Here is a 23,738-nt window from a genome sequence, read left to right as displayed (position 1 = left end):
CTGGCGGTTACCGGTTTGTGCTGCTGTCACGGAGAAGTGGTCAGTCCGGTGCGGACCTCGCGGGCCACGCGCAGGCCGCTCTCGATCGCTCCGTCGATGAAGCCGGCCCAGACGTTGGCGTAGTCGCTGCCCGCGAAGTGCAGGACGCCTTCGGCGCGCTGCTGGGCGGCGAAGTAGCGGGTGAGCTGCTGCGGTCGTTGCATCAGCCAGGTCTCCCGCGAGTGCGGGTCGGCCATCCAGTCGTGGCCGGTGACTTCGAGGACCTCCAGGTCGTCGCGCCAGACGCGCAGCGCGTCGGCGACGGCGGCGGTGTCGTGCGGGGAGATCCGGCTGGAGTCGGCGCCGAAGGACACCAGCACGGCGTCGTCCTCGCCGAGGAATTCGGTGCGCGCCACGGAAAGCGGGTGCGAAGCCGAGGAGTACGCGAAGAACGGCTTGATCGGCCCGCGCACCCGAATCCAGACCTTGACGCCCCGCGAGGCGGTGCCCTCCTCGGTCGCGGCGCGCTTCTCCGCGCACAGCTCGGGGGTGACGTCGAGCTCGCCGAGGATGTTCTGCGGCAGGGTCAGCACCACCCGGCGCGCGCGGATCGCGCCGCCGTCCGAGGTGGTCACCACGGCGCCGTCGGCGTCGTGCTCGATCCGGTGCGCGGCGGTGCCGGTGCGGATGTCGGCGTCGGTGTCGGCCACGATCGACTCGACGAGCGAGCGGGTGCCGCCGACGAGGCGGAACACCGCGGAGGCCTCGTGCATCAGGTGCCAGGAGCCCGCGGTCGCCGCGGTCCAGCGCAGGGCGCTGGTGAACGCGCCGTCGGTCAGCGGGGCGTTGAAGTGCCCCACCCAGGCGGCTTCGTTGGCGCGGTACTCCTCGACGGGCAGGTCGAGTTCGTCGAGCTTGTCCTGGACGCTGAACGCGTCGGCGGATTCCAAGCCGGGTTCGGACAGGGGAGCGTGCGGCCGGGGAATGCGCTGCATCGTGTCGGCCAGCAACCGGCGCATGCCCGGGTCGATGAGCTCCATGAACTCGTCGAGGGTGCCGGTGCGGCGTTCGTCGCCGGCCAGCCAGTAGGCCTGTTCGGGGCGCGGTCCGCGGGTGATGTCCAGGCCGTAGCGGGTGACTTCGGCCCACGCGTGCGGCTGGACCCAGTGCAGCCAGGTCCCGCCGATCTCCAGGTCGCGGCCGAGCCGGTGGTCGGTCCACACCCGGCCGCCGAGGCGGTCGCGGGCTTCGAGCACGGTGACGCGCAGGCCTTGGCGGCCGAGCTCGCGAGCGGTGATCAGGCCGGCGATGCCGCCGCCGACCACGACGACGTCAGTTTCCTCGGTCACGGGGCGGTGCTCCCTCGCAGTCGGTTCGTCCGGGTCCGGCCGGGCCTCGCGGTGGTGAGCGCAAGGCGGACCGGGGGCGAAATGCGGCTACTTACGAACGAAACGTTCATTATGCGAACGCGATGCCGATAGTGTGGAGCCGCTTATCCGGCTCGTCAATAGTCTTGAAGAGTGGCGATTTGCAAGGCTGGGCAAGGGATTTTCTTGACCGTGCCGGAGGTGGATGTCAGTATCCGTGAACGAAGCGTTCATTAAGTGAACGTCTACGGGCCGCATCATTCGAACGGCTCAACGCGCAGCAACCGGCCAGCACTCGGCGCCACCTCCGGCCGAGCGACACACCCGCGCACAGGAGGGCCCATGCCCACGTCGAACGTCGCCGAAGCGGTCGCCACCCTCGCCGCAGGTGGGAAGGTCCTCGTCATCGACGACGAGGACCGGGAGAACGAAGGCGACCTGATCATGGCCGCCGAACACGCCACCACCGACGAGGTCGCGTTCTTCCTGCACCACACCTCGGGATTCCTGTGCGTGTCGCTGGACGAGCACCGGGCGCGCGAGCTCGAACTGGACCTGATGGTCACCGCCAACACCGAGAGCCACGGCACGGCGTTCCTGGTCAGCGTCGACCTCCGGCACGGCACCTCCACCGGCATCAGCGCCGGTGACCGGGCCGCCACCATCCGAGCGCTGGCCGACCCGGCGCTCGCGCCCGCCGACCTGGCCCGGCCCGGTCACGTGCTGCCGCTGCGCGCCAAGTCCGGCGGGGTGCTGGAACGCGCCGGGCACACCGAGGCGGGCGTGGAGCTGTGCCGCGCGGCGGGCCTCAGCGGCGCCGCGCTGCTGTGCGAGATCGTCACCCCGGACCGGCGCGAGATGATGCGCCGCCCCGAACTCGACGATTTCGCGCTGCGGCACGACATTCCGATGATCACGATCGCGGACCTCGTCGAGCACGCCCGCACCGCCGCGGCGACGGTCCGGCCCACCGGACGTGCCGAACTCCCCACCGAGCTCGGCACGTTCCAGGCCACCACCTACCCGTCCGCGGCGGGCATCGAGCACCTCGCGCTGACGATGGGCGACCCGAGCGGCGCCGGAGCTCCGCTGGTGCGGCTGCACAGCGAATGCCTCACCGGCGACCTCGTCGGCTCGCTGCGCTGCGACTGCGGCGTGCAGCTGCGCACGGCGATGAGCACCATCGCCGAGCAGGGGCGGGGAATCCTCCTCTACCTGCGCGGGCACGAAGGGCGCGGCATCGGGCTCGGACACAAGCTGCGGGCCTACGAACTCCAGCAGCACCGCGGGATGGACACCCTGGAGGCCAACGTGGAACTCGGATTCCCGGTCGACGGCCGCGACTACACCGACGCGGCGCGAATCCTGCACGACCTCGGGGTGAGCTCCGTGCGGCTGATGACGAACAACCCGGACAAGTGCCGCGCCCTCGCCGAGCACGGGATCGACGTCGCCGAGCGCATCGCCCTCGAAGCGCCGCCCAACCCGCACAACACCGGATACCTGGCAACCAAACGCGACCGAATGGGCCACCTACTCCAGCAATCCGCTTGATCGAGGGGTTGTTTCCGGATGGCCTGCGTAGTGGGTCGGGTGGCGGAACCTCAGCGGTTTCCTCGCTGCGGGATCTTTTTTCCAAGTGGCTCCGCCACGAGGAAAAAAGCCGTCCTCGCGAGGAAACCGCTGAGAACCCGCCGGTGGTCGGCCTGCTCTGGCTGGTCACTGCTCAGCGGCTCCGCCGCTGACAGGACACAGATCAAGGACGTTGTGCGTCGGGAGCGACAAGTCATGGGCAGGTTCTGAGCGGTCCGAGGTCGCGGAGTCGGCATCACCACCACGCGCGTCCGGCCGCCTTGCGGCCGGTGAACGAACGAGAAGAAGGGGTTTCTGCATGTCGCCGCACCTGAGCGGAGTTCTCACCGCCCTGCCTACGCCGTTCACCTCCGACGGCGAGGTCGACGTGGCCGCGTTGGGCCGCGTGGTCGATCGCAGCATCGACGGCGGGGTCGACGGCCTCGTCGCCTGCGGCTCCACCGGTGAGTTCGCCGCGCTGGACGAGGACGAACGCCGCCTGGTCGTGGAAACCGTGGTGCGGCGGGCCGCCGGGCGCGTCCCGGTCGTGGCCCAGACCGGCGCGGTGAGCACCGACCAGGCGATCCGGCTCTCCCGGCACGCGCAGGAGGCCGGGGCCGCGGTCGTGATGCTGGTGACCCCGTACTACGAGCCGCTGAGCGAGCCGGAGACCGAGCAGTACCTGCGCGCGGTCGCCGGCTCCGTCGACATCCCGGTGATGCTCTACAACCTGCCCGCGGTGACCGGTGTCGACCTCTCCCCGGAGCTGGTCGCGAAGCTCGCGCGCGAGGTCGGCAACATCCGCTACATCAAGGACACCAACGCCGACATGTCGCGGCTGCGGCAGCTGATCCACCACCACGGGGACGTGATCACGACCTTCGGCGGCTGGGACACGCTGATCCTCGCCGCGCTCACCGAAGGGGCTGCCGGGGTCGTGGCGGGCAGCGCGAACCTCGTGCCCGCCGAGCTCGTCTCGATGCACCGCGCGCTGCGCGCCGGTGAACTGGACGGCGCTCGCGCCGAGTGGTCCCGGCTGCACCCGCTGATGGACACCCTGATGACGGTGCCGTTCATCTCCGCGGTGAAGGCCGTGCTCAACGCGGAGGGACTGCCCGTCGGCAGCCCGCGCAGCCCGTTGCTGGACCTCGCGCCCGACGCGACGCGGCGCATCTCGGCGCAGGCCGCGGCGGCCCGGGGCGAGACCGCACCGGTGCGCGCCGGGAACGCACCGGCGGCACCCGCGGAGGTGCTGCGCTCGGGCGACTCGCGTCCGCTGGTCGTGGCGGCGGAACTGCCCCCGTCGCGGCACTTCATCGCCGGTGGGTACGCCGACTCGACCTCGGCTCGGGAACTCGACGTGATCGATCCGTGCTCGGAGCAGGTGCTGTGCCGCACTCCCGACGGCACCGCCGAGGACGTGGACCGGGCCGTGGCCGAAGCCGTCGCGGCGCGCGGCTCCTGGGCGCGGCGGGTGCCGAAGGACCGCTCGGACGTGCTGCACGCGATCGCCGACCGCGTCGCCGAGCACGAGGATTCGCTGGCACGGCTGGAATCCGCGAACACCGGCAAGCCGCTGGCGGTGGCCCGCGACGACATCGCGGGCACCGTCGACACCTTCCGGTTCATGGCGGGTGCGGTGCGGGCGACCGGCTCGATGCCGGCGGGGGAGTACCTCGACGACCACCTGTCGCTGATCGTGCGCGAACCGGTCGGCGTGGTGGGCGTGGTGACGCCGTGGAACTACCCGCTGATGATGGCGGCCTGGAAGATCGCGCCGATCCTGGCCGCGGGCAACACCTGCGTGCTCAAGCCCTCGGAGATCACGCCGGTGACCACGTTGAAGTTCGCCGAGCTGGTGGCCGACCTGCTGCCGCCCGGCGTGCTCAACATCGTCACCGGTCGCGGTGATGTGGTGGGTGCGCGGCTGTCCTCGCACCCGGACGTCGACCTGGTGGCGCTGACCGGTTCGGTGCCCAGCGGTCGCGCGGTGGCGCGGGCGGCCGCCGACGGGCTCAAGCGAGTGCACCTGGAGCTCGGCGGGAAGGCGCCGGTGGTCGTCTTCGAGGACGCCGACCTGGCCGCGGCGGCCGAAACCCTGCGCACGGCGTCGTTCTGGAACTCCGGCCAGGAGTGCGGTGCCGCGTGCCGAGTGCTGGTGCACGAATCCGTGGCGACCGAGTTCGTCGAGCACCTCGTCCGCGAGGCCGCCACGCTGGCGACCGGCGAGGCCGCGGCGGAGGGTGCGGAGATCGGCCCGCTGGTGTCCCGGGCGCACTTCGACCGGGTGCGCGGCCACCTGGAGCGCGCGCTGCGCGACGGTGCGCGCGCCGCGCTCGGCGGCGGCCCGCTGGAGGGGCCGGGGTACTTCATCGCGCCGACCGTGCTCGTCGACGTGCCCGAAGGCGCCGAGATCGCTCGCGAGGAGGTCTTCGGGCCGGTCGTCACGGTCGAGACCTTCCGCGACGAGCAAGAGGCGATCCGCCGGGCCAACGACGTGCCCTACGGGCTGGCCGCATCGGTGTGGACGGAGAACGCGCGCCGCTCGCACGACGTGCCCGCGCGCATCCACGCCGGGACGGTCTGGGTGAACTCGCACCTGGCGCTGGCCAACGAGGTCCCGTGGGGCGGGTTCAAGGGTTCCGGTTACGGCCGGGACCTGTCGATCCTCGCGCTGGAGGACTACTCCCGCACCAAGCACGTCATGCACAACCACACCCGCTGAACCGTCCGCCGCAGCCGGGGTCACCAGGGCGGCCGACCGCGCGCTGGTGGTGAGGAGTCCCTTTCAGGATGACCTGCGTAGTGGGTCGCTCAGCGGAACCTCAGCGGCTTCCTCGCTGCGGGATCTTTTTTCCAAGTGGCTCCGCCACGAGGAAAAAAGCCGTCCTCGCGAGGAAGCAGCTGGGAACCCGCGGGTGGTCGTCTTGCTCAAGCCGGTCACTGCTCAGCGGCTTCGCCGCTGACAAGACACCGATCAAAAGATCACTCTGGAAGGACTCCTGATGCCGTGGCGGAAGGGAACCGGCGAGGCGCGATTCGGTTCCTGCGGGGCGCTACCGCACCGCGTCCGCGAGGAGTTCGTAGGAGCGCAGGCGCTGCTCGTGGTCGTGGATCGGGGTGGTGATCATCAGTTCGGCGGTGCCGGTGCGCGCCGCGATGGCGTGGAGCTCGCGGCGCACGGTGCCCGGCGAGCCCGCGACGAGGCCGGGGGAGCACGCGGCGACCTCTGCCGGGTCGAGCGCCGCCAGCTCACCGGCCGCGTCCTCCGGGCCGGGCAGCAGGATTCGGTTCCCGCGCCGTCGGCTCAGCGCCTTCGCGCGCGTGGACCCGGCGAGCCACTCGGCGCGGGCGTCGGTGCCGGCGCAGATCACCGCCACGCTGACCAGCGTCGTGGGCTCCGGCAGCGACGCGGACGGCTGGAACGCGGCCCGGTAGTCGCGGGCGACGACGTGCGCGTCGTCCGGGTTCAGGTGGTGGGCGTTCGCGTGGGGCAGCCCGTGCCGCGCGGCCAGGCGCGCGCCGGTGCCGGACGAACCGAGCAGCCAGATGTCGGGCCTGTTCCCGCGAGCCGGTACGGCCCGCACTCGCGATCGCTGCGGCTCGGGCTCGAAGTGGTCCAGGAGTTCGGCCAGCGCGGCGGCGTGCGCCGGTGCGCTCGTGGCGTCGGGCGGTCGGCGCAGCGCTTCGGCGGTGGCGGGCGCGCCGCCGGGAGCCCTGCCGATGCCGAGGTCGATCCGGCCGGGGTGCAGGGCGGCGAGCATGCCCCACCGCTCGGCGACCAGCAGCGGCGCGTGGTTCGCCAGCAGCACCCCGCCCGCGCCCACCCGCAGCCGTGCCGTGGCCGACGCGATGGCCCCGGCGAGCACCGCGGGCTCGGCGCAGGCGACGCCCCGCATGCCGTGGTGCTCGGGCACCCAGTAGCGGTGGTAGCCGATCTCGTCGGTGAGCGCGGCGAGGTCGAGGGTGCGGTGCAGCGCCTGCTGCGGCGAGGAGCCCGCGACGATCGGCGAGGTGTCGAGGACGGACAACGTCAGCTTCCGAGGCACCCGCGGCATTCTCCTCGACGCGGCGGCCCCGGGACGGGCAACACCCCGTGGCGGGAACGAGCGACGGAGCTCAGGGGATCATCTTGTCGAGCTCGCGCAGCACCGTCTTGCGGCCCTTGTGCTCGCGCTCGTGCCGCCGCGCTTCCTCGGCTTCGCGCGCGGTCAGCTTCCGCGCGCGCCGCGCCGCCTCCCGCGCGGGCAGCGCGTCGAGCTCGGCGACCTTGCGCGCGGACTTCGCCGCCGGCGGGTTCGGCACGTGCTGCTCGCCGCGTCGCGACCCGGCTCGCTTCGCCCGCTGCGCTTCGCGGCGTTCGGCGGGGGACAGCTCGGCCCACGCCTGTTCCGGGAGGTAGCGCTCGGTGCGCTCGCCGTGGCGCGCGTGCGCCGAGCCCGACTCGGTCATCCAGCGCTGCTCGGTCCACTCGGCCAGGTCCTGCTGGGACCTGGTCGGCCGCCGCGGGTGCCGGTAGCCGCCGCCGTGCTTCTCGTACTCCTGGGTGAGCAGCTGGCTCTTGCGCGCGGACCACTGTCCGCGGCGCCCGCCCTTGCTGGAGTCCTTCAGCTCCTCCTTGAGTCGTTCCCGCAGCTCGGGGTGGGTGTAGTCCTGCTGGTAGTCGTCGCGGTCCTTGCTCATGCGCATCGAGTACCCAGCTGGCGGGAGATCTGCGCAGATCGAGCGGCGTCGAACGCGGTCGAGGCCGACTTCCGCGGGAACTCGTTCGCGGGGTCTGGTGCTCGTGTTGCGGGTGGCTTAATTTGGGCGGAGTTCGTGCCCGCCCGGAATGCGTTGTTCGCCGCGAATCGGCGAACCGAACCGGTCGGCCCACCGCGGATTTCCGGACTTCTTCCGTCCTCCTTCTCGCGAGCGCCGTGCCTCGCGCGGAAATCCCGCGGACGTTCCCAGGCCGATCGGCGCCCCCGGCGGGTGTTCTTCCCGCACCGTCGAGCAAGGGAGATCACGATGCCGAGACCGGTCACGTTGTTCACCGGCCAGTGGGCCGACCTGCCGTTCGAGGAGGTGTGCAGGCTCGCCGCCGGCTGGGGTTACGACGGGTTGGAGATCGCCTGCTCCGGGGATCACTTCGAGGTCGACCGGGCGCTGGCCGAGGACGACTACGTCCAGGGGCGGCTGGACCTGCTGGAAGCCCACGGGTTGAAGGTGTGGACGCTGTCGAACCACCTGGTGGGGCAGGCCGTCTGCGACCACCCGATCGACGAGCGGCACCGCGGCATCCTGCCCGCGCGCATCTGGGGCGACGGTGAGCCCGAGGGCGTGCGCACGCGCGCCGCGGCGGAGTTGCAGGACACCGCGCGAGCCGCGGCGAAGCTCGGGGTGTCCACGGTGGTCGGGTTCACCGGTTCCTCCATCTGGCACGCGGTGGCGATGTTCCCGCCGGTGCCACCGGAGATGATCGAACGGGGCTACGCCGACTTCGCCGCGCGGTGGAACCCGATCCTCGACGTGTTCGACGAGGTGGGCGTGCGGTTCGCGCACGAGGTGCATCCCAGCGAGATCGCCTACGACTACTGGACGACGCGGCGCGCGTTGGAGGCGATCGGGCACCGGCCCGCGTTCGGGTTGAACTTCGACCCGAGCCACTTCCTCTGGCAGGACCTGGACCCGGTGACCTTCCTGTGGGACTTCCAGGACCGGATCTACCACGTGGACTGCAAGGAGTCGGTCAAGCAGTTCAACGGGCGCAACGGGCGGCTCGGCTCGCACCTGCCGTGGGCGGATCCGCGGCGCGGCTGGGACTTCGTCTCGACCGGGCACGGCGATGTGCCGTGGGAGCCGATCTTCCGGGGGCTCAACGCGATCGGCTACGCGGGGCCCATCTCCGTCGAGTGGGAGGACGCGGGGATGGACCGGATGCTCGGCGCGCCGGACGCGCTCGCGTTCGTCCGCAAGCTGACGGCGATCGAACCGCCGGAGGTCGCCTTCGACGCCGCCTTCGCCACCGACAAGTAGCGGACCTGGTCTTTTCGGGATGACCTGCGTAGCGGGTCGCTCAGCGGAACCTCAGTGGCTTCCTCGCTGCGGGATCGATTTCTCATGTAGCTCCCTACACCACGAAATCGCTGTCCTCGCGAGGAAGCCGCTGAGAACCCGCCGGTGGTCGGCTTGCTCTAGCTGGTCACTGCTCAGCGGCTCCGCCGCTGACAAGACACCGATCAAAAGATCATTCTGAGCGGATTCCCGTGTACCTGATCATCGGCGTCGCCGTCGGTTCGACGGCGACGCCGATTTTCGCGTTCGGGAGTGGTTTTTCCGCAGGTGGGATCCGAGTGCTCGCCGCACCTCGGGGGGTAGGCGTTCGGTCCAGCGGATGCGGGGCCTTTCGGCGGCGCGGTGAGTCGGCGGACGGACGAGGGCGCTTCGGGGGCGTGCGACACCTCGCAGCGGTGTTCACACAGGTCCGCGCCTTGTCCACTGTGGATTCAAGGTGGAAGGTGGGGCGGCGTTGCGGCGTTTCCGCTGGTGTCGCCCGGTTCCGCCGCCGAGGTCCGAACGGCGGCGGGTGGATGCGGCCGATCGGGCAGCGAACATCCGGGGGACATCGCGAATTCTCCCTTGACCTGGGGAGAAACCGTTCGCTTACTCTGTGACGGACTTCATACGCTTCGTGCAAGAAGTGGGGTAGTCGGTGCAACCAGAGAATTCCCACCAAGTCCGCTTGCTGGCGTCCTTGCGGTTCAACGGGGCGCAGGCCGCCGCGGAACTCGCCGCCCAGGTGTCGCTGTCCCGCTCCAAGATCGGCCAAGAACTGGGCCGGTTGCAGGAGTTGGGGTTCGTGGAACGGGCGGGCAAGGCCGCGTCGCAGGGCGGACGCCGGTCCGGCCTGGTGCAGTTGTCGCGGCGGCTGCGCTTCGTCGGCGTGGACATCGGCGCCACTTCGCTGGACGTCGGCGTCACGGACGGACTGCTGGAACTGGTCGCGCACACCAGCGAACCCATCGACATCAAGGACGGCCCGGACGCGATACTCGGGCGGGCCGTCGAAGTGATCGACAAGCTGCGCGCCGAAGGGCACCTGCCCGCGCTGAACGGGGTGGGCGTCGGGGTGCCGGGCCCGGTGAGCTTCCGGGACGGCTTCACCGTCTCCCCGCCGATCATGCCGGGCTGGGACCGCTACCCGGTGCGCGAGCACTTCACGCAGCAGCTGGACTGCCCGGTGCAGCTGGACAACGACGTCAACCTGATGGCGCTCGGCGAGATGTACTGCGGGCTGGCCCGGTCCGTGCCGGACTTCCTGTTCGTCAAGATCGGCACCGGCATCGGGTGCGGCATCGTCACCGGCAACCGGGTGCTGCGCGGCAGCAACGGGAGCGCGGGCGACATCGGGCACATCGCGGTGCACGACACCGGCCCGGTGTGCGGGTGCGGGCGAACGGGGTGCCTGGAGGCGTGGTTCAGCGGCGCTTCGCTGTCCCGCGATGCGACCGCGCTGGCGCGCGGCGGCGAATCACCGGGATTGCACGAGCTCCTCGGCGACCGCGACGCGCTGACCGCGCACGACGTGGGGATCGCGATGCGCCACGGCGATCCGCAGGCGCTCGGGCTGGTCCGCGACGGAGGCCGCAGGCTCGGCCGGGTGCTCGCAGGCCTGGTCAACTTCGCCAACCCGGCGATGATCGTGGTCGGCGGCGGCGTGGCCGGACTAGGCCACCCGCTGCTGGCGGAGGTCCGCAGCGAGCTCTACCGCCGATCAACCCCCCTGGCCACCAGCACCCTGCCCATCGCCCTCTCCGAACTCGGCGAACACGCCGGAGTGGTAGGCGCAGCAGCCCTCATCAGCGACCAGGTCTTCGGAGCCGGCCCGACCCCCTGACACCACACAACCTTCGATCTTTCGTTCGGCCGGTACCGAGCCGGCTGATCTTCGACCACCGAACCGTTCGAAATCGCAACGGATTATCGGGAACAAGAATCCGAAAAGCACGACACCACAACGCCTTTGGGCTTAATCCTGTCAGCGGCGAAGCCGCTGAGCAGCGACCCAGCACGCAGATGGACCACCGGCGGGTTCTCAGTCGGTCTGTCGCGAGGACAGCTTTTTCCCTCGTGGCGGAGCCACTTGGGAAAAAGATCCCGCAGCGACAGGCCGACTGAGGTTCCGCCACCCAACCCCCACGGCAAACCAGCCACGATGGAGGAAAAACGAATGAACGTGCTCGGTGTTGCCTTGGTGGGTCATGCCTTCATGGGCGTGGTCCACTCGCAAGCGTGGCGAACCGTGGGACGGGTCTTCGATCTCCCGGCCCGGCCGGAGATGGTGGTGCTGTGCGGGCGGCGCAAGGACGCCGTGCACCAGGACGCCGCCCGGCACGGTTGGCGGGAGGCCAGCGACGACTGGAAGTCCGTGCTGCTGCGCGACGACGTGCACGTGGTCGACATCTGCACCCCGGGCGACAGCCACGCCGAGATCGCGATGAGCGCGTTGGAGGCGGGCAAGCACGTGCTGTGCGAGAAGCCGCTGGCGAACTCCGTGGCCGAAGCGGAGTTGATGGCCGAGGCGGCGGATCGCGCGCGGCGCGGCGGAATCCAGGCAATGGTCGGGTTCAACTACCGCCGGGTGCCGGCGCTGTCGTTGGCCCGCGAGCTGATCGAGCAGGGCAGGCTGGGCACGATCCGGCACGTGCGGGCCCAGTACTTGCAGGACTGGTTGCTCGATCCGCAGGCGCCGCTGACGTGGCGGTTGCGGGCGGAGCGGGCCGGGTCCGGGGCGTTGGGCGATCTGGGCGCGCACTTGGTGGATCTGGCGCAGTTCCTGCTCGACGAGGACATCGTCAGCGTGTGCGGCTTGGTCGACACCTTCGTGGCGGAGCGACCGCTGGTCGACGACGCTCAGCGCACCGGTCCGGTGACGGTGGACGACGCGACGATGTTCACCGCGCGGTTCGGCGGCGGCGCGCTCGGCACGTTCGAGGCGACCCGCTACGCGGCGGGGCGCAAGAACGGGCTGCGCATCGAGATCAACGGCAGCGCGGGCAGCCTGGCGTTCGACTTCGAGTCGATGAACGAGCTGTCGTTCTACGACGCGACCGAGGGCGCTGAGACCGCCGGTTTCCGGCGCATCCTGGCCACCGAGGCCGACCACCCGTACTTGGGCGCCTGGTATCCGCCGGGGCACGTGCTGGGCTACGAGCACACGTTCACCCACCAGTTGCGGGACTTCGTCACCGCCATCGCCGAGCGCACCACGCCGAGCCCGGACTTCGCGGCCGGTCTGCGGGTGCAGCGGGTGCTGGACGCGGTGCAGCGCAGCGCCGCCCACCACAGCAGGTGGATACCGGTGGGAGGCGGCAGATGACGGCCGACCTGCTGGCGATGTCCGGCATCGTCAAGGAGTTCCCGGGCGTGCGCGCCCTGGACGGGGTGGAGCTGCGGGTGCGCCCCGGTGAAGTGCACTGCCTGCTGGGGCAGAACGGCGCCGGGAAGTCCACGTTGATCAAGGTGTTGTCCGGTGCGCATCCGGCCGACGGCGGCACGATCCGGTGGCGGGGTGAGGAGATCTCGCTGTCCTCGCCCGCCGACGCGTTGCGGCGCGGCGTCGCCGCGATGTACCAGGAGCTGGACCTGGTTCCCGGGTTGAGCGTCGCGGAGAACATCTTCCTCGGCCACGAACCGGCCACCGCCGGTTTCAGCCGCCGGGGCGCGGCGCGCGGTGCGGCTGCGGGGCTGATGGCGCGGCTGGGGCACCCGGAGATCGAACCGGACCGCGAGGTCGGCAGCCTGCCCGCCGCGTCGCGGCAGCTGGTGTCGATGGCGCGGGCGCTGCAGCACGAAGCGCGGCTGATCGTGATGGACGAGCCGACGGCGGCGCTGTCGGCAGGGGAGGTCGACAACCTGTTCCGCGTCATCGGCGAACTCACCGCCGACGGCGTCGCCGTCATCTACATCTCCCACCGCATGGAGGAGATCCGGCGCATCGCCGACCGCGTCACGGTCATCAAGGACGGCCGCACGGTCGCCGCGGGCCTCGCGGTGGCGGAGGCCACGACCGGCGAACTCGTCGCGCTGATGACGGGTGGTTCACCACCGGAACTGGAGGCGGTGGGCAGCACGGCCACCGAGCGACCGGTGCTGGAGGTGCTCGGGCTCGGCCGCCGGGGCGAGTTCGCGGACGTGAGCTTCACGGTGCACGCGGGGGAGATCTTCGGGCTCGCCGGACTCGTCGGGTGCGGTCGCAGCGAACTGCTGGAGACGATCTTCGGCGCCCGCACTGCGGAGTCGGGTGCGGTGCGGGTCGGCGGCCGTCGCGTGCGGCCGGGCAGCGTCCCGGCGGCGGTGGCGGCGGGGATCGGCCTCACCCCGGAGGAGCGCAAGAGCCAGGCGCTGCTGCCGCTGCTGCCGCTGGCCGCGAACGTCACGCTGGCGTCGCTACCGCGGTTGAGCCGGTTCGGCTTCACCGACCGCTCCCGGGAACTCGCCGAGACGCGGGAGGTCGTCGACCAGCTCCAGCTGCGGCCCGCCGATCCGGCCCGGCCGATCGCCGCCTTCTCCGGCGGCAACCAGCAGAAGGCCGTCATCGGCCGCTGGGTGCTGCGCGGCTGCCGGGTGCTGCTGCTCGACGAACCGACCCGCGGCGTCGACGTCGGTGCCAGGGCGGAGCTGTACGCCCTGATGCGGCGGCTCGCCGCCGAGGGGATCGCGATCGTGGTGGTCTCCAGCGACATCCCGGAAGTGCTGGCGCTGGCCGATCGGGTGCTGGTGCTGCGCGACGGCGCAGCGGTGCGCACCGCGACCGCCGGGGAGATCACCGAATCCGACGTCCTGGACCTCGTCATGGAGGCGGCGCGATGAACGAGCGGACCCTCGACGCGACACCCCCCGCGACCGGCTCGTCACTGGTGAGCCGCTGGTGGGCGCGCACCGACATCAGGCTGGTCGCGCTGCTGATCGTCCTCATCGGACTGTGCGTGGTCGGCTACATCACTCGCCCGGACGCGTTCCTGACCGAGGGCAACATCTCCACCGTGCTGCGGCTGGCCGCGGCCATCGGAGTGGTCAGCGTCGGGATGACGTTCGTGATCTCGGCGGGCGGGATCGACCTGTCGGTCGGTTCGATGGTGGCGCTGTCCAGCGTGTGGATGACCACCTGGGCCACCCAGTCCTACGGGGTGGGCGCGATGGTGGTGTGCGCGCTGCTGGTCGGCACCGGCTGCGGCCTCGTCAACGGGCTGCTGGTCGCCTACGGCCGGGTGGTGCCGTTCATCGCGACGCTGGCCATGATGGCCTCGGCGCGCGGGCTGGCCGAGCGGATCAGCGGCAGGCAGACGCAGGTGGTCGACGTCGCGGCGTTCGGCGCGGTCTTCCAGGCCGACCTGCTGGGCGTCCCGGTGCTGATCTGGATCTTCGCCGCGGTGTTCGCGGGCGGCTGGACGCTGCTCAACCGCACCACGTTCGGACGCCGGACGCTGGCGGTCGGCGGCAACGCCGAAGCGGCTCGGCTGGCCGGGATCAACGTCCGCAGGCACACCGCGCTGGTCTACGCGCTGGCCGGCCTCTGCTGCGCCATCGCGGCGATCATGGTGGTGGCGCGCACTACCTCCGGCGCGTCCACCAACGGCCTGTACTACGAGCTGGACGCGATCGCCGCGGTCGTCATCGGCGGCACCCTGCTCTCCGGCGGGCGCGGCAGCATGACCGGCACCTTGATCGGCGTGCTGATCTTCACGACGTTGAGCAACGTCTTCACGCTCAACAACCTCGAAACCGACATCCAGAACATCGTCAAGGGCGCCATCATCGTGCTCGCCGTGCTGCTGCAGGCCCGCACTCGCCGCCGCAGTTCCCTCAGCTGAATCCCCTCCCACCTTCGGAGATCGCCATGTCCGCAACTCCTCGTCGCGGGTTCCTGTTCGGCACCGGTGCGCTGGGCGCGACCGCGCTGCTGACCGGGTGCCTGGCCAACGACCCGCCGCAGCGGCAGAACCCGTCCGCGGTCGCCGCGGGCGGCGACAACGCCGCCCCCGGTACCCAGGTGACGATCGGTTTCTCCGCACCCGCCGCCGACCACGGCTGGATGGCGGCCATGACCACCAACGCCCGCGCGCAGGCCGAAGGGCTGCCGGACGTCACGTTCCGGGCCACCGAAGGCAGCAGCGACGTCAACCAGCAGATCGCCCAGGTCGAAACCCTGATCAACGAGCAGGTCGACGTGCTGGTGATCCTGCCCGCCGACGGCAAGGCGCTGACCGACGTGGCGCGGCGGGCCACACGGGCCGGGATTCCCGTGGTCAACGTGGATCGCGTCTTCGACTCGTCCGACGCCTACCGGGTGTGGATCGGTGGCGACAACCACGGCATGGGCGTCAACGCGGCCGACCACATCGCCGCCGAGCTGGAGCGCCGCGGCGTCACCGACCCGGTGATCGCCGAGATCGCGGGTACGGATTCGCTGCCGCTGACCCAGGAACGCAGCGCCGGCTTCCGCGAAGGCCTGCAGCGGCACGGGCTCCGGGTGGCGCGGCGGGTCGCCGCGGACTTCACCGCCGAGTCCGGTGAGCGGCAGGCGACGAACCTGCTGCAGGCCGCGGCGCACCTGGACGCGGTGTGGAACCACGACGACGACCAGGGGATCGGGGTGCTCGCCGCGGTGGAGGCCGCCGGGCGCGAGGAGTTCTTCCTCGTCGGCGGCGCGGGTTCGCGCGACATGATGGACCGCATCAAGGCCGGCGGCAGCGTCGTGCAGGCCACGGTGCTCTACAACCCGTCGATGTGCTCGTCGGCGATCGCGCTGGCGCGGCTGCTGGTGCAGGCCCGCGGCATGTCCGACCTGGCCGAGCACGAGGTGCCACGCTCGATCACGACGTATTCGGCCGTGGTGACCCGCGAGAACGTGGACCAGTACCTCGACGTCGGGTTCGCGTCGTGAGCGCCGGGCGCGGGACCGCGGGCACGCGGCTCCTGGGACTGGCGCTGGCGCTGGGCACGGCCGGGGCACTGGCCGCCACGGCGTCGGCGGGCGAGCACGACGAGCCGAGCGTGCTGGTCTTCTCCGAGACCGCCGGATTCCGGCACGACTCCATCGAAGCCGGGATCGCGGCGATCGAACTCCTCGGCGAGGACAGCGGATTCGCCGTCGAGTCCACAGAGGACTCCGCCGTGTTCACCGATGCCGAACTGGCGCGGCACGACGCCGTGGTGTGGTTGTCGACGACCGGGGACGTGCTCGAACCCGACGAGCAGCTGGCGTTCGAGCGCTACATCCGCGGCGGCGGGGGCTACCTCGGCGTGCACGCCGCCGCCGACACCGAGTACGACTGGCCGTTCTACGGCGAGCTCGTCGGCGCCTACTTCGCCGACCACCCCGAGATCCAGCCCGCGACCGTCCTGGTCGAGGACCACGAGCACGACTCCACGGCGCACCTGCCGAGGCACTGGCACCGCACCGACGAGTGGTACAACTTCGCCTCCGATCCCCGCGAAGGCGCGCACGTGCTGGCCGTGCTCGACGAGTCCAGCTACGACCCCGGCGAAGGCGCGATGGGCGACCACCCGATCGCCTGGTGCCACGCCGTCGACTCCGGCCGCGCCTACTACACCGGCGGCGGTCACACCGAGGAGTCCTTCACCGAACCGGACTTCCTGCGTCACCTGCTCGGCGGCATCCGCACCGCCACCGGGCAGACCCCCTGCTGAAACGTCCCGGCGACGGAGCCGGGACCGTGAGCGATGAGGAGTGACCTGGTGCGATTCTTACGATTGGCCGCATCCACGACCTTGGCGGTCGTGACTGCGGCCGCCCTGACGGTTCCTGCCGCATCCGCCGCATCACCCCCACCGGATACGGCGTTCGACCAGATCACGCTGGCCCAGGGCGAGACCAAGCTGGGCGAACCGATGGCGCTGGCGGTGCTGCCCGACCGCCGCGTGCTGCACACCTCCCGCGACGGCGACGTGTACCTCACCACGCCGGACGCCACCACCACGCTGGCCGCCACGGTGCCCGTCTACAACCACGACGAGGACGGCCTGCAGGGCATCGCCGTGGACCCCGGCTTCGCCGAGAACCGGTGGGTCTACCTGTACTACGCGCCGCCGCTGGACACGCCCCCGGGCGACGCCCCGGAAGAGGGCGAGGACGCGGACTTCGCCCCCTTCGACGGGCACAACGTGCTGGCCCGGTTCCAGCTCACCGACGAAGGCACGCTCGACCTCGCCGGCGGGCAGGAGATCCTGCAGGTCCCGGCGAACCGGGGCACCTGTTGCCACGCTGGCGGTGAGATCGACTTCGACGCCGACGGCAACCTGTACCTGTCCACGGGGGACGACACGAACCCGTTCTCCTCGGACGGCTACACCCCGATCGACGAGCGCGCCGAGCGCAACCCCGCCTTCGACGCGCAGCGCTCCGCGGGCAACACCAACGACCTGCGCGGCAAGATCCTGCGCATCCACGTCGACGACGACGGCGGCTACACCGCACCGGAGGGCAACCTGTTCCCGGCGGGAACGGACGGCACCCGGCCCGAGATCTACGCGATGGGGTTGCGCAACCCGTTCCGGTTCACCGTGGACGAGCAGACCGGGTGGATCCACCTCGGCGAGTACGGCCCGGACGCCGGTTCGGCCGATCCGGAGCGCGGGCCCAGCGGCACCGTCGAGTACAACCTGATCAAGGAGCCGGGCAACTTCGGCTGGCCGTACTGCATCGGCGCCAACGAACCGTTCATCGACCACGACTTCGCGACCGGCGAGTCCGGGCAGCCCTTCGACTGCGCGGCGCCGCGAAACGAGAGCCCGCACAACACCGGGCTGGTCGAGCTGCCACCCGCGCAACCCGCGTGGCTGGACTACGACGACGGCTCGGTGCCCGAACTCGGCGAGGGACCGGAATCGCCGATGGGCGGGCCGGTGTACCACTTCGACCCGGACCTGGACGAGCCGCTGAAGTTCCCGGAGTACTACGACGGGAAAGTCCTGAACTACGAGTGGGACCGGGGCTGGATCAAGGAGTTCGAGCTCACCGAGGACGGCGACCTGGCCGCGATCCGGCCGTTCTTCGACTCGATGGACCTGACCCGGCCGATGAACATCGAGTTCGGGCCCGACGGCGCGCTGTACGTGCTCGACTACGGTTCCAGCTACTTCGGCGGCGCGGACGACTCGGCGCTGTACCGCATCGAGCACAGCCCGGACGCGAAGACCCCGCGGGTGAAGCTGAGCGCCGACGTCACCTCAGCCGGTGAGGCACCGCTGACGGTCGAGTTCGACCCGGCGGGCACCACCGACCCCGACGGCGGGCCGCTGAGCTACGAGTGGGACTTCACCAGCGACGGCACCCCGGACTCGACCACCGACGGGCCGGTGTCGTTCACCTACGACGAGCGCGGCAGCTACACCGCCAAGCTCACCGTGACCGACTCGACCGGCAAGGTCGGGCACGCCAGCGTGCAGATCGTCGTCGGCAACACGCCGCCGCAGGTCAGCGTCGAGCTGCCGCCGGACGGCGGGGTGTTCACCTTCGGCGAGCAGGTGCCGTTCCGGGTCAGCGTCACCGACGCCGAGGACGAGCAGATCGACTGCTCCCGGGTGCAGGTCAGCTACGCGCTCGGCCACGACACCCACGCGCACCCGCTCAGCGAGGAGTTCGGCTGCGAAGGCGTCATCGAAACCCCGGCCGATGAGGGCCACGGGCTCGACGCCGACGTGTTCGGCGTGATCACCGCCGACTACACCGACACCGGTGCCGAGGGCCTGCCGCCCGTGACGGGCAGCGGCCGGGTCGTGCTGCAGCCCGCGGACAAGCAGGCCGAGTTCTTCACCGACGCCGAGGGCGTCGAGGTCGTGGAGGACCCGGACGCGGCCGGTGGCCGCAAGGTCGGCGGCATCGAAGCGGGCGACTGGATCTCGATCGACCCGGTGAACCTGACGGGCGTGGACGGCATCGGCTACCGGGTTTCGGCGGCCGGGCCGGGCGGCACCATCGAGGTCCGCGCCGGGGCTCCGGACGGCGAACTGCTGCAGACGGCCGAAGTGCCGAGCACCGGTGGCGGATATGTGGACGTGGAACCGGTTCCGGTGACCGATCCGGGCAACTCCGGGCCGCTGTTCTTCGTGTTCGCGGGTGAAGGGACCGAATTGTTCGAAATCGACGCGGTGCACTTCACCGGCGACGGGGTGTCCGAGCCCGTTCCTCCGGACGACTCGTCGGCGCGGGCGAAGGGCGACCTGCCGCGTTGATCCACGTGGTGGTGGCCCGCGCGGTGCGGGCCACCACCCCGGCTCCAGGAGGTGACTACGTGGGCGAGAACTCACGACCGGGACGCACCGGGCTGTGGCTGCTCGGCGCGCGCGGTTCGGTGGCGACCACGGCGATCGTCGGACTGGCCGCGCTGCGGTCCGGTCTGGTGCGTCCGACCGGCTGCGTGACCGAGCTGCCCGCGTTCGGCTCGGCACCGCTGCCGGGCTGGGACGAGATCGTCGTCGGCGGCCACGACATCTCCGGCACCGACCTGCACAAGACCGCCGACGCCCTGGTGTCGGCGGGGGTGCTGCCCGTCGGCGTGGTCTCCGCGGTCGCGGCGCAGCTGACGGCGGTGGAGTCGGAACTGCGCCACGGCTACGACCCGGCCACCGGCGGCGGTGATCAGGCGGGCGAGGTCGCGCGGCTGGCCGGGGACATGGGCGCGTTCGCGCGGCGCCACGACCTGGAACGGGTCGTGGTCGTCAACGTCGCCTCCACCGAGTCGCCGTGGCCGCGCGGCGCCGACCTCGACGACGTCGCCGCGCTCGACGCCGCGCTGGCGGCGGGCGAGGTCCCGGCCAGCGTCGTCGCGGCCTGCGCCGCCGTCCGGGCGGGCTGCCCGTACGTGGAGTTCACCCCTTCGACCGGGATCGCGATCCCGGCGCTGCTGCGGATGGCCGAGCAGCGCGGCCTGCCCTACGCGGGAAGCGACGGCAAGACCGGTGAAACACTGCTGCGCACGGTGCTCGCACCGATGTTCACCGAACGCGCGCTCGTCGTGCGGTCGTGGGCGGGCACGAACCTGCTCGGCGGCGGGGACGGCGCGACGCTCGCCGATCCGCGCGCCGTCGCCAGCAAGCTCGACTCCAAGTCCCGCGGGCTGCACGCGCTGCTCGGCGGCGAGGTCGCCGCGCCGCTGCACATCGACAACGTGCCGGACCTCGGCCAGACCAAGGTCGCGTGGGACCACGTCCACGCCGAGGGCTTCCTCGGTGCGCCGGTGACCTTGCAGCTGACGTGGTCGGCCTACGACTCGGCGCTGGCCGCGCCGCTGGTGCTCGACCTGACCCGGCTCGTCGCGATGGCGCACCACGCCGGGCAGCGCGGGCCGCTGACCGCGCTGGCGTGCTTCTTCAAGGACCCGTTCGGCTCCGCGCAGCACCGTTTCGACCACCAGGTGCGCGGTTTGCACGAGTGGGTGCGCGTCACCACCGAGGCCGCAGGGGGTGGGGCATGATCCGGCTGGCAACGTTGATCTCGTTGACCCGCGCTCCGGCCGCGCTGACGGTGCTCGGGGACACCGCCGTCGGCGCTGCGGCCGCCGGGCGCCGCCTGGGCGGGCGCCGCGCGCTGCTGCCGGCGGCCTCGGTGGCGCTGTACTGGGCGGGCATGGCGCTCAACGACTGGGCGGACCGCGAGCTCGACGCCGTGGAGCGCCCGGAACGGCCCATCCCGTCCGGGCAGGTCGGAGCCGGGGCAGCGGCCGGGGTGGCGGCGCTGCTCGCGGGGTGCGGCGTGGCTGCCGGAGCCGCCGCAGGAACGGCGGAGGCAGGGCTGGTCGCGGGACTCGCCGCCGCGGTCGTCGGCTACGACGTGGTGTTCAAGGACGGCGCGGCCGGACCCGCCGCCATGGCCGCGTGCCGCGGCCTCGACGTGCTGCTCGGCGCGGGCGGTGCTCGCGCGGCCTGGCCCGCGGCGGCCGTGCTGGCGGCGCACACCTGCTCGGTCACCGCGCTCTCGCGCGGTGAGGTCCGCGGCGCCGACCCCCGCACGGCAGCGGCCGCGCTCGCCACCACGGCGCTGGCCGCGGTCGCCGCCGCGAGCGGCCGCTGCGCGTCGCACCGGCACCGCGTCGCGGCCGTCACCGCGGCCGGGCTGTACGCCGCGCAGGTCGGCGCGGCGCAGCTGCGGGCCTACCGCAGCCCGGACGCGCGCACCGTCCGCGCGGCGACCCGCGACGGCATCCACGGCATGGTGGCGCTGCAGCTCGCCCTGACCGCCCGCCACGACCTCGGTGCCGCGACGGTGCTCGCCGCGATCCCGCCGGCGGTCCGGAGCCTGGGGAGGACGGTGTCGGCGACGTGACCGCACTGCGATTCGGCTACGGCACCAACGGATTCACCAACCACCGGCTCGACGACGCCCTGCGGCTGATCGCCGACCTCGGCTACGACGGGGTCGCGCTCACGCTCGACCACCACCACCTGGACCCGTTCGCCGACGACCTCACCGAGCAGGTGCGCCGGGTGCGCGGCGTGCTGCAGCGGCTGGAGCTGTCGGTCGTGGTCGAGACCGGGGCGCGCTACCTGCTGGACCCGCACGTCAAGCACCATCCGACGCTGGTGTCCGACGACAGCGAGCGCCGGGTGGACTTCCTGCGGCGAGCGGTGCGCATCGCCGCCGACCTCGGATCGGACGTCGTGTCGTTCTGGTCCGGCATTCGACCGTCCGATGTGGACGAATCGACCGCGTTCCAGCGGGTCGTCGAGGGCACCTCCCAGGTCGTCGAGGAGGCCGCGCGGTGCGGCGTGCTGCTGGGGCTCGAACCGGAGCCCGGCATGGCCGTCGACACCGTCGACGCGGCGCTGGCCGTGCGCGCGCGGCTCGGCGACCCGGAACCGCTCGGCATCACCCTCGACGTCGGTCACTGCGTCGCGGTGGAGCGGGACACCGCCGCGGACTGCGTGCGGCGGCTGCGGAACCGGCTGGTGCACGTCCAACTCGACGACATGCGCCGGGGCGTGCACGAGCACCTGGAGTTCGGGGACGGCGAGCTCGACCTGGCCGGGACGCTGGACGCGCTGGCCGAGGTCGGGTTCACCGGCCTCGCCGCCGTCGAACTGCCCCGGCACGGCCACGCCGCCCCGCAAGTCGCCCGGCGCGCGATCGACACCCTGCGGTGCCCCTGGGTGGCCGAGGCGCTCGCCGCGGTGCGCCGGGAACCGGCGAGCATCGCGACGTCGTTCCCCGCGGTGGGCCGCCACGTCGGACGCGGTCCCGTCGAGGTGGACGACCCGGACGGGCTCGTGCACGGCACCGTCGACGACCAGGTGCGCGGCCGGCTGCTGCGCGCCCTGGCCGACGGCGTCGCTCCGGCGGGCCTCACCGAGGAGATGACGGCGCTGTACCGCTACGGCGACGACGCCGAACGCCGCGGCGTCCTGCGCGCCCTGCCCGGCCTCGACCGCCCCAGCCTGATCGCGGCCGGTCTGGAACTGGTGCGGGATGCCTTGCGCACCAACGACATCCGGCTGGTGGCCGCCGCGATGGGGCCGTTCGCCCGGCACCTCGACGACCACACCTGGCGCCACGGCGTGCTCAAGTGCCTGTTCACCGGGGTGCCGCTGACCGCCGTCGCCGGCCTGCGGCGCCGCGCCGACGACGAGCTCCGGCGCATGGTCGCCGACTTCGCCGCCGAACGCCGCGCCGCCGGGCGCGCCGTTCCCGACGACGCCCTCGCGCTCCTGGAGGCTTGATGCGCATCTTCGACCCGCACATCCACATGACCTCGCGCACCACCGACGACTACGAGGCGATGCACGCCGCAGGGGTCCGCGCGCTCGTCGAACCCGCGTTCTGGCTCGGCCAGCCGCGCACCGGCGTCGGCTCGTTCACCGACTACTTCGACTCGCTGATCGGCTGGGAGCGCTTCCGAGCCGCGCGGTTCGGCATCCGCCACCACGCGACGATCGCGCTCAACCCCAAGGAGGCCAACGATCCCCGCTGCCGCGCGGTGCTCGACGTGCTGCCGCGCTACCTCGCCAAGGACGGCGTCGTCGCGGTCGGCGAGGTCGGCTACGACTCGATGACGCCGGAGGAGGACGACGCGTTCGCCCACCAGCTCCAGCTGGCCGTCGACGCCGACCTGCCGGTGCTGGTGCACACCCCGCACCGCGACAAGCCCGCCGGCACCCGCCGCACCCTCGACGTGGTGCGGGAATCCGGGCTGCCGCCGCAACGGGTGCTCGTCGACCACCTCAACGAGGTCACCGTCGGCGCGGTCGCCGACAGCGGCTGCTGGATGGGCTTCTCCATCTACCCGGACACCAAGATGGACGAGGAGCGGATGGTCGCGCTGCTGCGCGAGCACGGCACGGAGCGGGTGCTGGTCAACTCCGCCGCCGACTGGGGCCGGTCCGACCCGTTGAAGACGCGCGCCACCGGCGAAGCGATGCTGCGCGCCGGGTTCACCGACGCCGACGTCGACCAGGTGCTGTGGCACAACCCGATCGCGTTCTACGGGCAGAGCGGGCGGCTCAACCTCGACCCGCTGCCCGGGTTCACCGCCGACGCGGCCACCTTCGCCGACAACTCCGTGCTGCGCGGCTCCCGGAATTAGGAGGTTTTTCACCACGACCTGCGTAGCGGGTCGGGTAGCGGAACCTCAGCGGCTTCCTCGCTGCGGGATCGATTTCTGATGTACGTCCGATACACGGCGAAATCGCTGTCCTCGCGAGGAAGCCGCTGAGAACCCGCCGGTGGTCGTCTTGCTCGAGGTGGTCACTGCTCAGCGGCTCCGCCGCTGACAGGACAACGACCAAAAGATCATTCTGAAAGGACCCGTTAGGAGCGAGGCC

General features: G+C 71.6%; 17 protein-coding genes. 14 read left to right on the top strand and 3 right to left on the bottom strand.

All coding sequences use genetic code 11. The features are described from left to right. Positions 1-26 precede the first annotated feature (26 nt). Positions 27-1,328, bottom strand: coding sequence for an FAD-dependent oxidoreductase (locus tag BJ969_RS16235; protein WP_184479747.1), 1,302 nt, complete (start codon positions 1,326-1,328; stop codon positions 27-29). A gap of 360 nt (positions 1,329-1,688) precedes the next feature. Here BJ969_RS16235 and ribA point away from each other — a divergent pair, with 360 nt between their 5' ends. Further along, positions 1,689-2,900, top strand: coding sequence for a GTP cyclohydrolase II (ribA, locus tag BJ969_RS16230; RefSeq protein WP_184479746.1), 1,212 nt, complete (start codon positions 1,689-1,691; stop codon positions 2,898-2,900). Between the two features lie 337 nt (positions 2,901-3,237). Continuing rightward, a complete protein-coding gene (gene dapA / locus BJ969_RS16225) occupies positions 3,238-5,643 on the top strand; it encodes a 4-hydroxy-tetrahydrodipicolinate synthase (RefSeq protein ID WP_184479745.1) in 2,406 nt (801 codons plus the stop codon). A gap of 331 nt (positions 5,644-5,974) precedes the next feature. Here dapA and BJ969_RS16220 read toward each other — a convergent pair whose 3' ends face one another. Beyond that, positions 5,975-6,976, bottom strand: coding sequence for an LLM class flavin-dependent oxidoreductase (locus BJ969_RS16220; protein WP_184479744.1), 1,002 nt, complete (start codon positions 6,974-6,976; stop codon positions 5,975-5,977). Between the two features lie 61 nt (positions 6,977-7,037). Beyond that, positions 7,038-7,601, bottom strand: coding sequence for a hypothetical protein (locus BJ969_RS16215; RefSeq protein WP_184479743.1), 564 nt, complete (start codon positions 7,599-7,601; stop codon positions 7,038-7,040). 327 nt (positions 7,602-7,928) lie between these two features. Between BJ969_RS16215 and BJ969_RS16210 the strand changes: the two genes are divergently transcribed. From BJ969_RS16210 to BJ969_RS16160, 12 genes are all read left to right on the top strand, one after another. Next, positions 7,929-8,936 carry a sugar phosphate isomerase/epimerase family protein gene (locus BJ969_RS16210; RefSeq protein WP_184479742.1) on the top strand — a complete coding sequence of 336 codons (1,008 nt, stop codon included), beginning with the start codon at positions 7,929-7,931 and terminating at the stop codon, positions 8,934-8,936. 676 nt (positions 8,937-9,612) lie between these two features. Continuing rightward, positions 9,613-10,797: an ROK family protein gene (locus BJ969_RS16205; protein ID WP_184479741.1), complete on the top strand. Its 1,185-nt coding sequence runs from the start codon at positions 9,613-9,615 to the stop codon at positions 10,795-10,797. Positions 10,798-11,130: 333 nt separating this feature from the next. Next, positions 11,131-12,279, top strand: coding sequence for a Gfo/Idh/MocA family protein (locus BJ969_RS16200; protein WP_184479740.1), 1,149 nt, complete (start codon positions 11,131-11,133; stop codon positions 12,277-12,279). Further along, positions 12,276-13,772, top strand: a complete 1,497-nt coding sequence (locus tag BJ969_RS16195) for a sugar ABC transporter ATP-binding protein (protein WP_184479739.1) — start codon at positions 12,276-12,278, stop codon at positions 13,770-13,772. Before BJ969_RS16200 ends, BJ969_RS16195 begins: the two co-directional genes overlap by 4 nt. After that, a complete protein-coding gene (locus tag BJ969_RS16190; protein WP_184479738.1) occupies positions 13,769-14,773 on the top strand; it encodes an ABC transporter permease in 1,005 nt (334 codons plus the stop codon). Before BJ969_RS16195 ends, BJ969_RS16190 begins: the two co-directional genes overlap by 4 nt. A 26-nt stretch (positions 14,774-14,799) precedes the next feature. Beyond that, positions 14,800-15,846: a substrate-binding domain-containing protein gene (locus tag BJ969_RS16185; RefSeq protein ID WP_184479737.1), complete on the top strand. Its 1,047-nt coding sequence runs from the start codon at positions 14,800-14,802 to the stop codon at positions 15,844-15,846. Continuing rightward, positions 15,843-16,613, top strand: a complete 771-nt coding sequence (locus tag BJ969_RS30170) for a ThuA domain-containing protein (protein WP_343071438.1) — start codon at positions 15,843-15,845, stop codon at positions 16,611-16,613. Before BJ969_RS16185 ends, BJ969_RS30170 begins: the two co-directional genes overlap by 4 nt. A gap of 48 nt (positions 16,614-16,661) precedes the next feature. Beyond that, a complete protein-coding gene (locus BJ969_RS16180) occupies positions 16,662-19,157 on the top strand; it encodes a PQQ-dependent sugar dehydrogenase (RefSeq protein WP_343071437.1) in 2,496 nt (831 codons plus the stop codon). 59 nt (positions 19,158-19,216) lie between these two features. Further along, positions 19,217-20,398: an inositol-3-phosphate synthase gene (locus tag BJ969_RS16175; RefSeq protein ID WP_343071436.1), complete on the top strand. Its 1,182-nt coding sequence runs from the start codon at positions 19,217-19,219 to the stop codon at positions 20,396-20,398. A 5-nt stretch (positions 20,399-20,403) separates the two neighbouring features. Continuing rightward, positions 20,404-21,246: an SCO3242 family prenyltransferase gene (locus tag BJ969_RS16170; protein WP_425503605.1), complete on the top strand. Its 843-nt coding sequence runs from the start codon at positions 20,404-20,406 to the stop codon at positions 21,244-21,246. Further along, the gene (locus tag BJ969_RS16165) at positions 21,243-22,637 is read left to right on the top strand and encodes an EboA domain-containing protein (protein ID WP_184479735.1); all 1,395 of its coding nucleotides are present in this window, start codon (positions 21,243-21,245) and stop codon (positions 22,635-22,637) included. The genes BJ969_RS16170 and BJ969_RS16165 overlap by 4 nt, the downstream gene beginning before the upstream one ends. Further along, positions 22,637-23,500, top strand: a complete 864-nt coding sequence (locus tag BJ969_RS16160) for a TatD family hydrolase (RefSeq protein ID WP_184479734.1) — start codon at positions 22,637-22,639, stop codon at positions 23,498-23,500. Before BJ969_RS16165 ends, BJ969_RS16160 begins: the two co-directional genes overlap by 1 nt. The last annotated feature ends 238 nt before the right edge of the window (positions 23,501-23,738 follow it).

Source organism: Saccharopolyspora gloriosae (assembly GCF_014203325.1).
Classification (GTDB): domain Bacteria; phylum Actinomycetota; class Actinomycetes; order Mycobacteriales; family Pseudonocardiaceae; genus Saccharopolyspora_C; species Saccharopolyspora_C gloriosae.
Note: the sequence above shows the minus strand (reverse complement) of the source record. Positions and strands in the feature narration are given on the sequence as shown.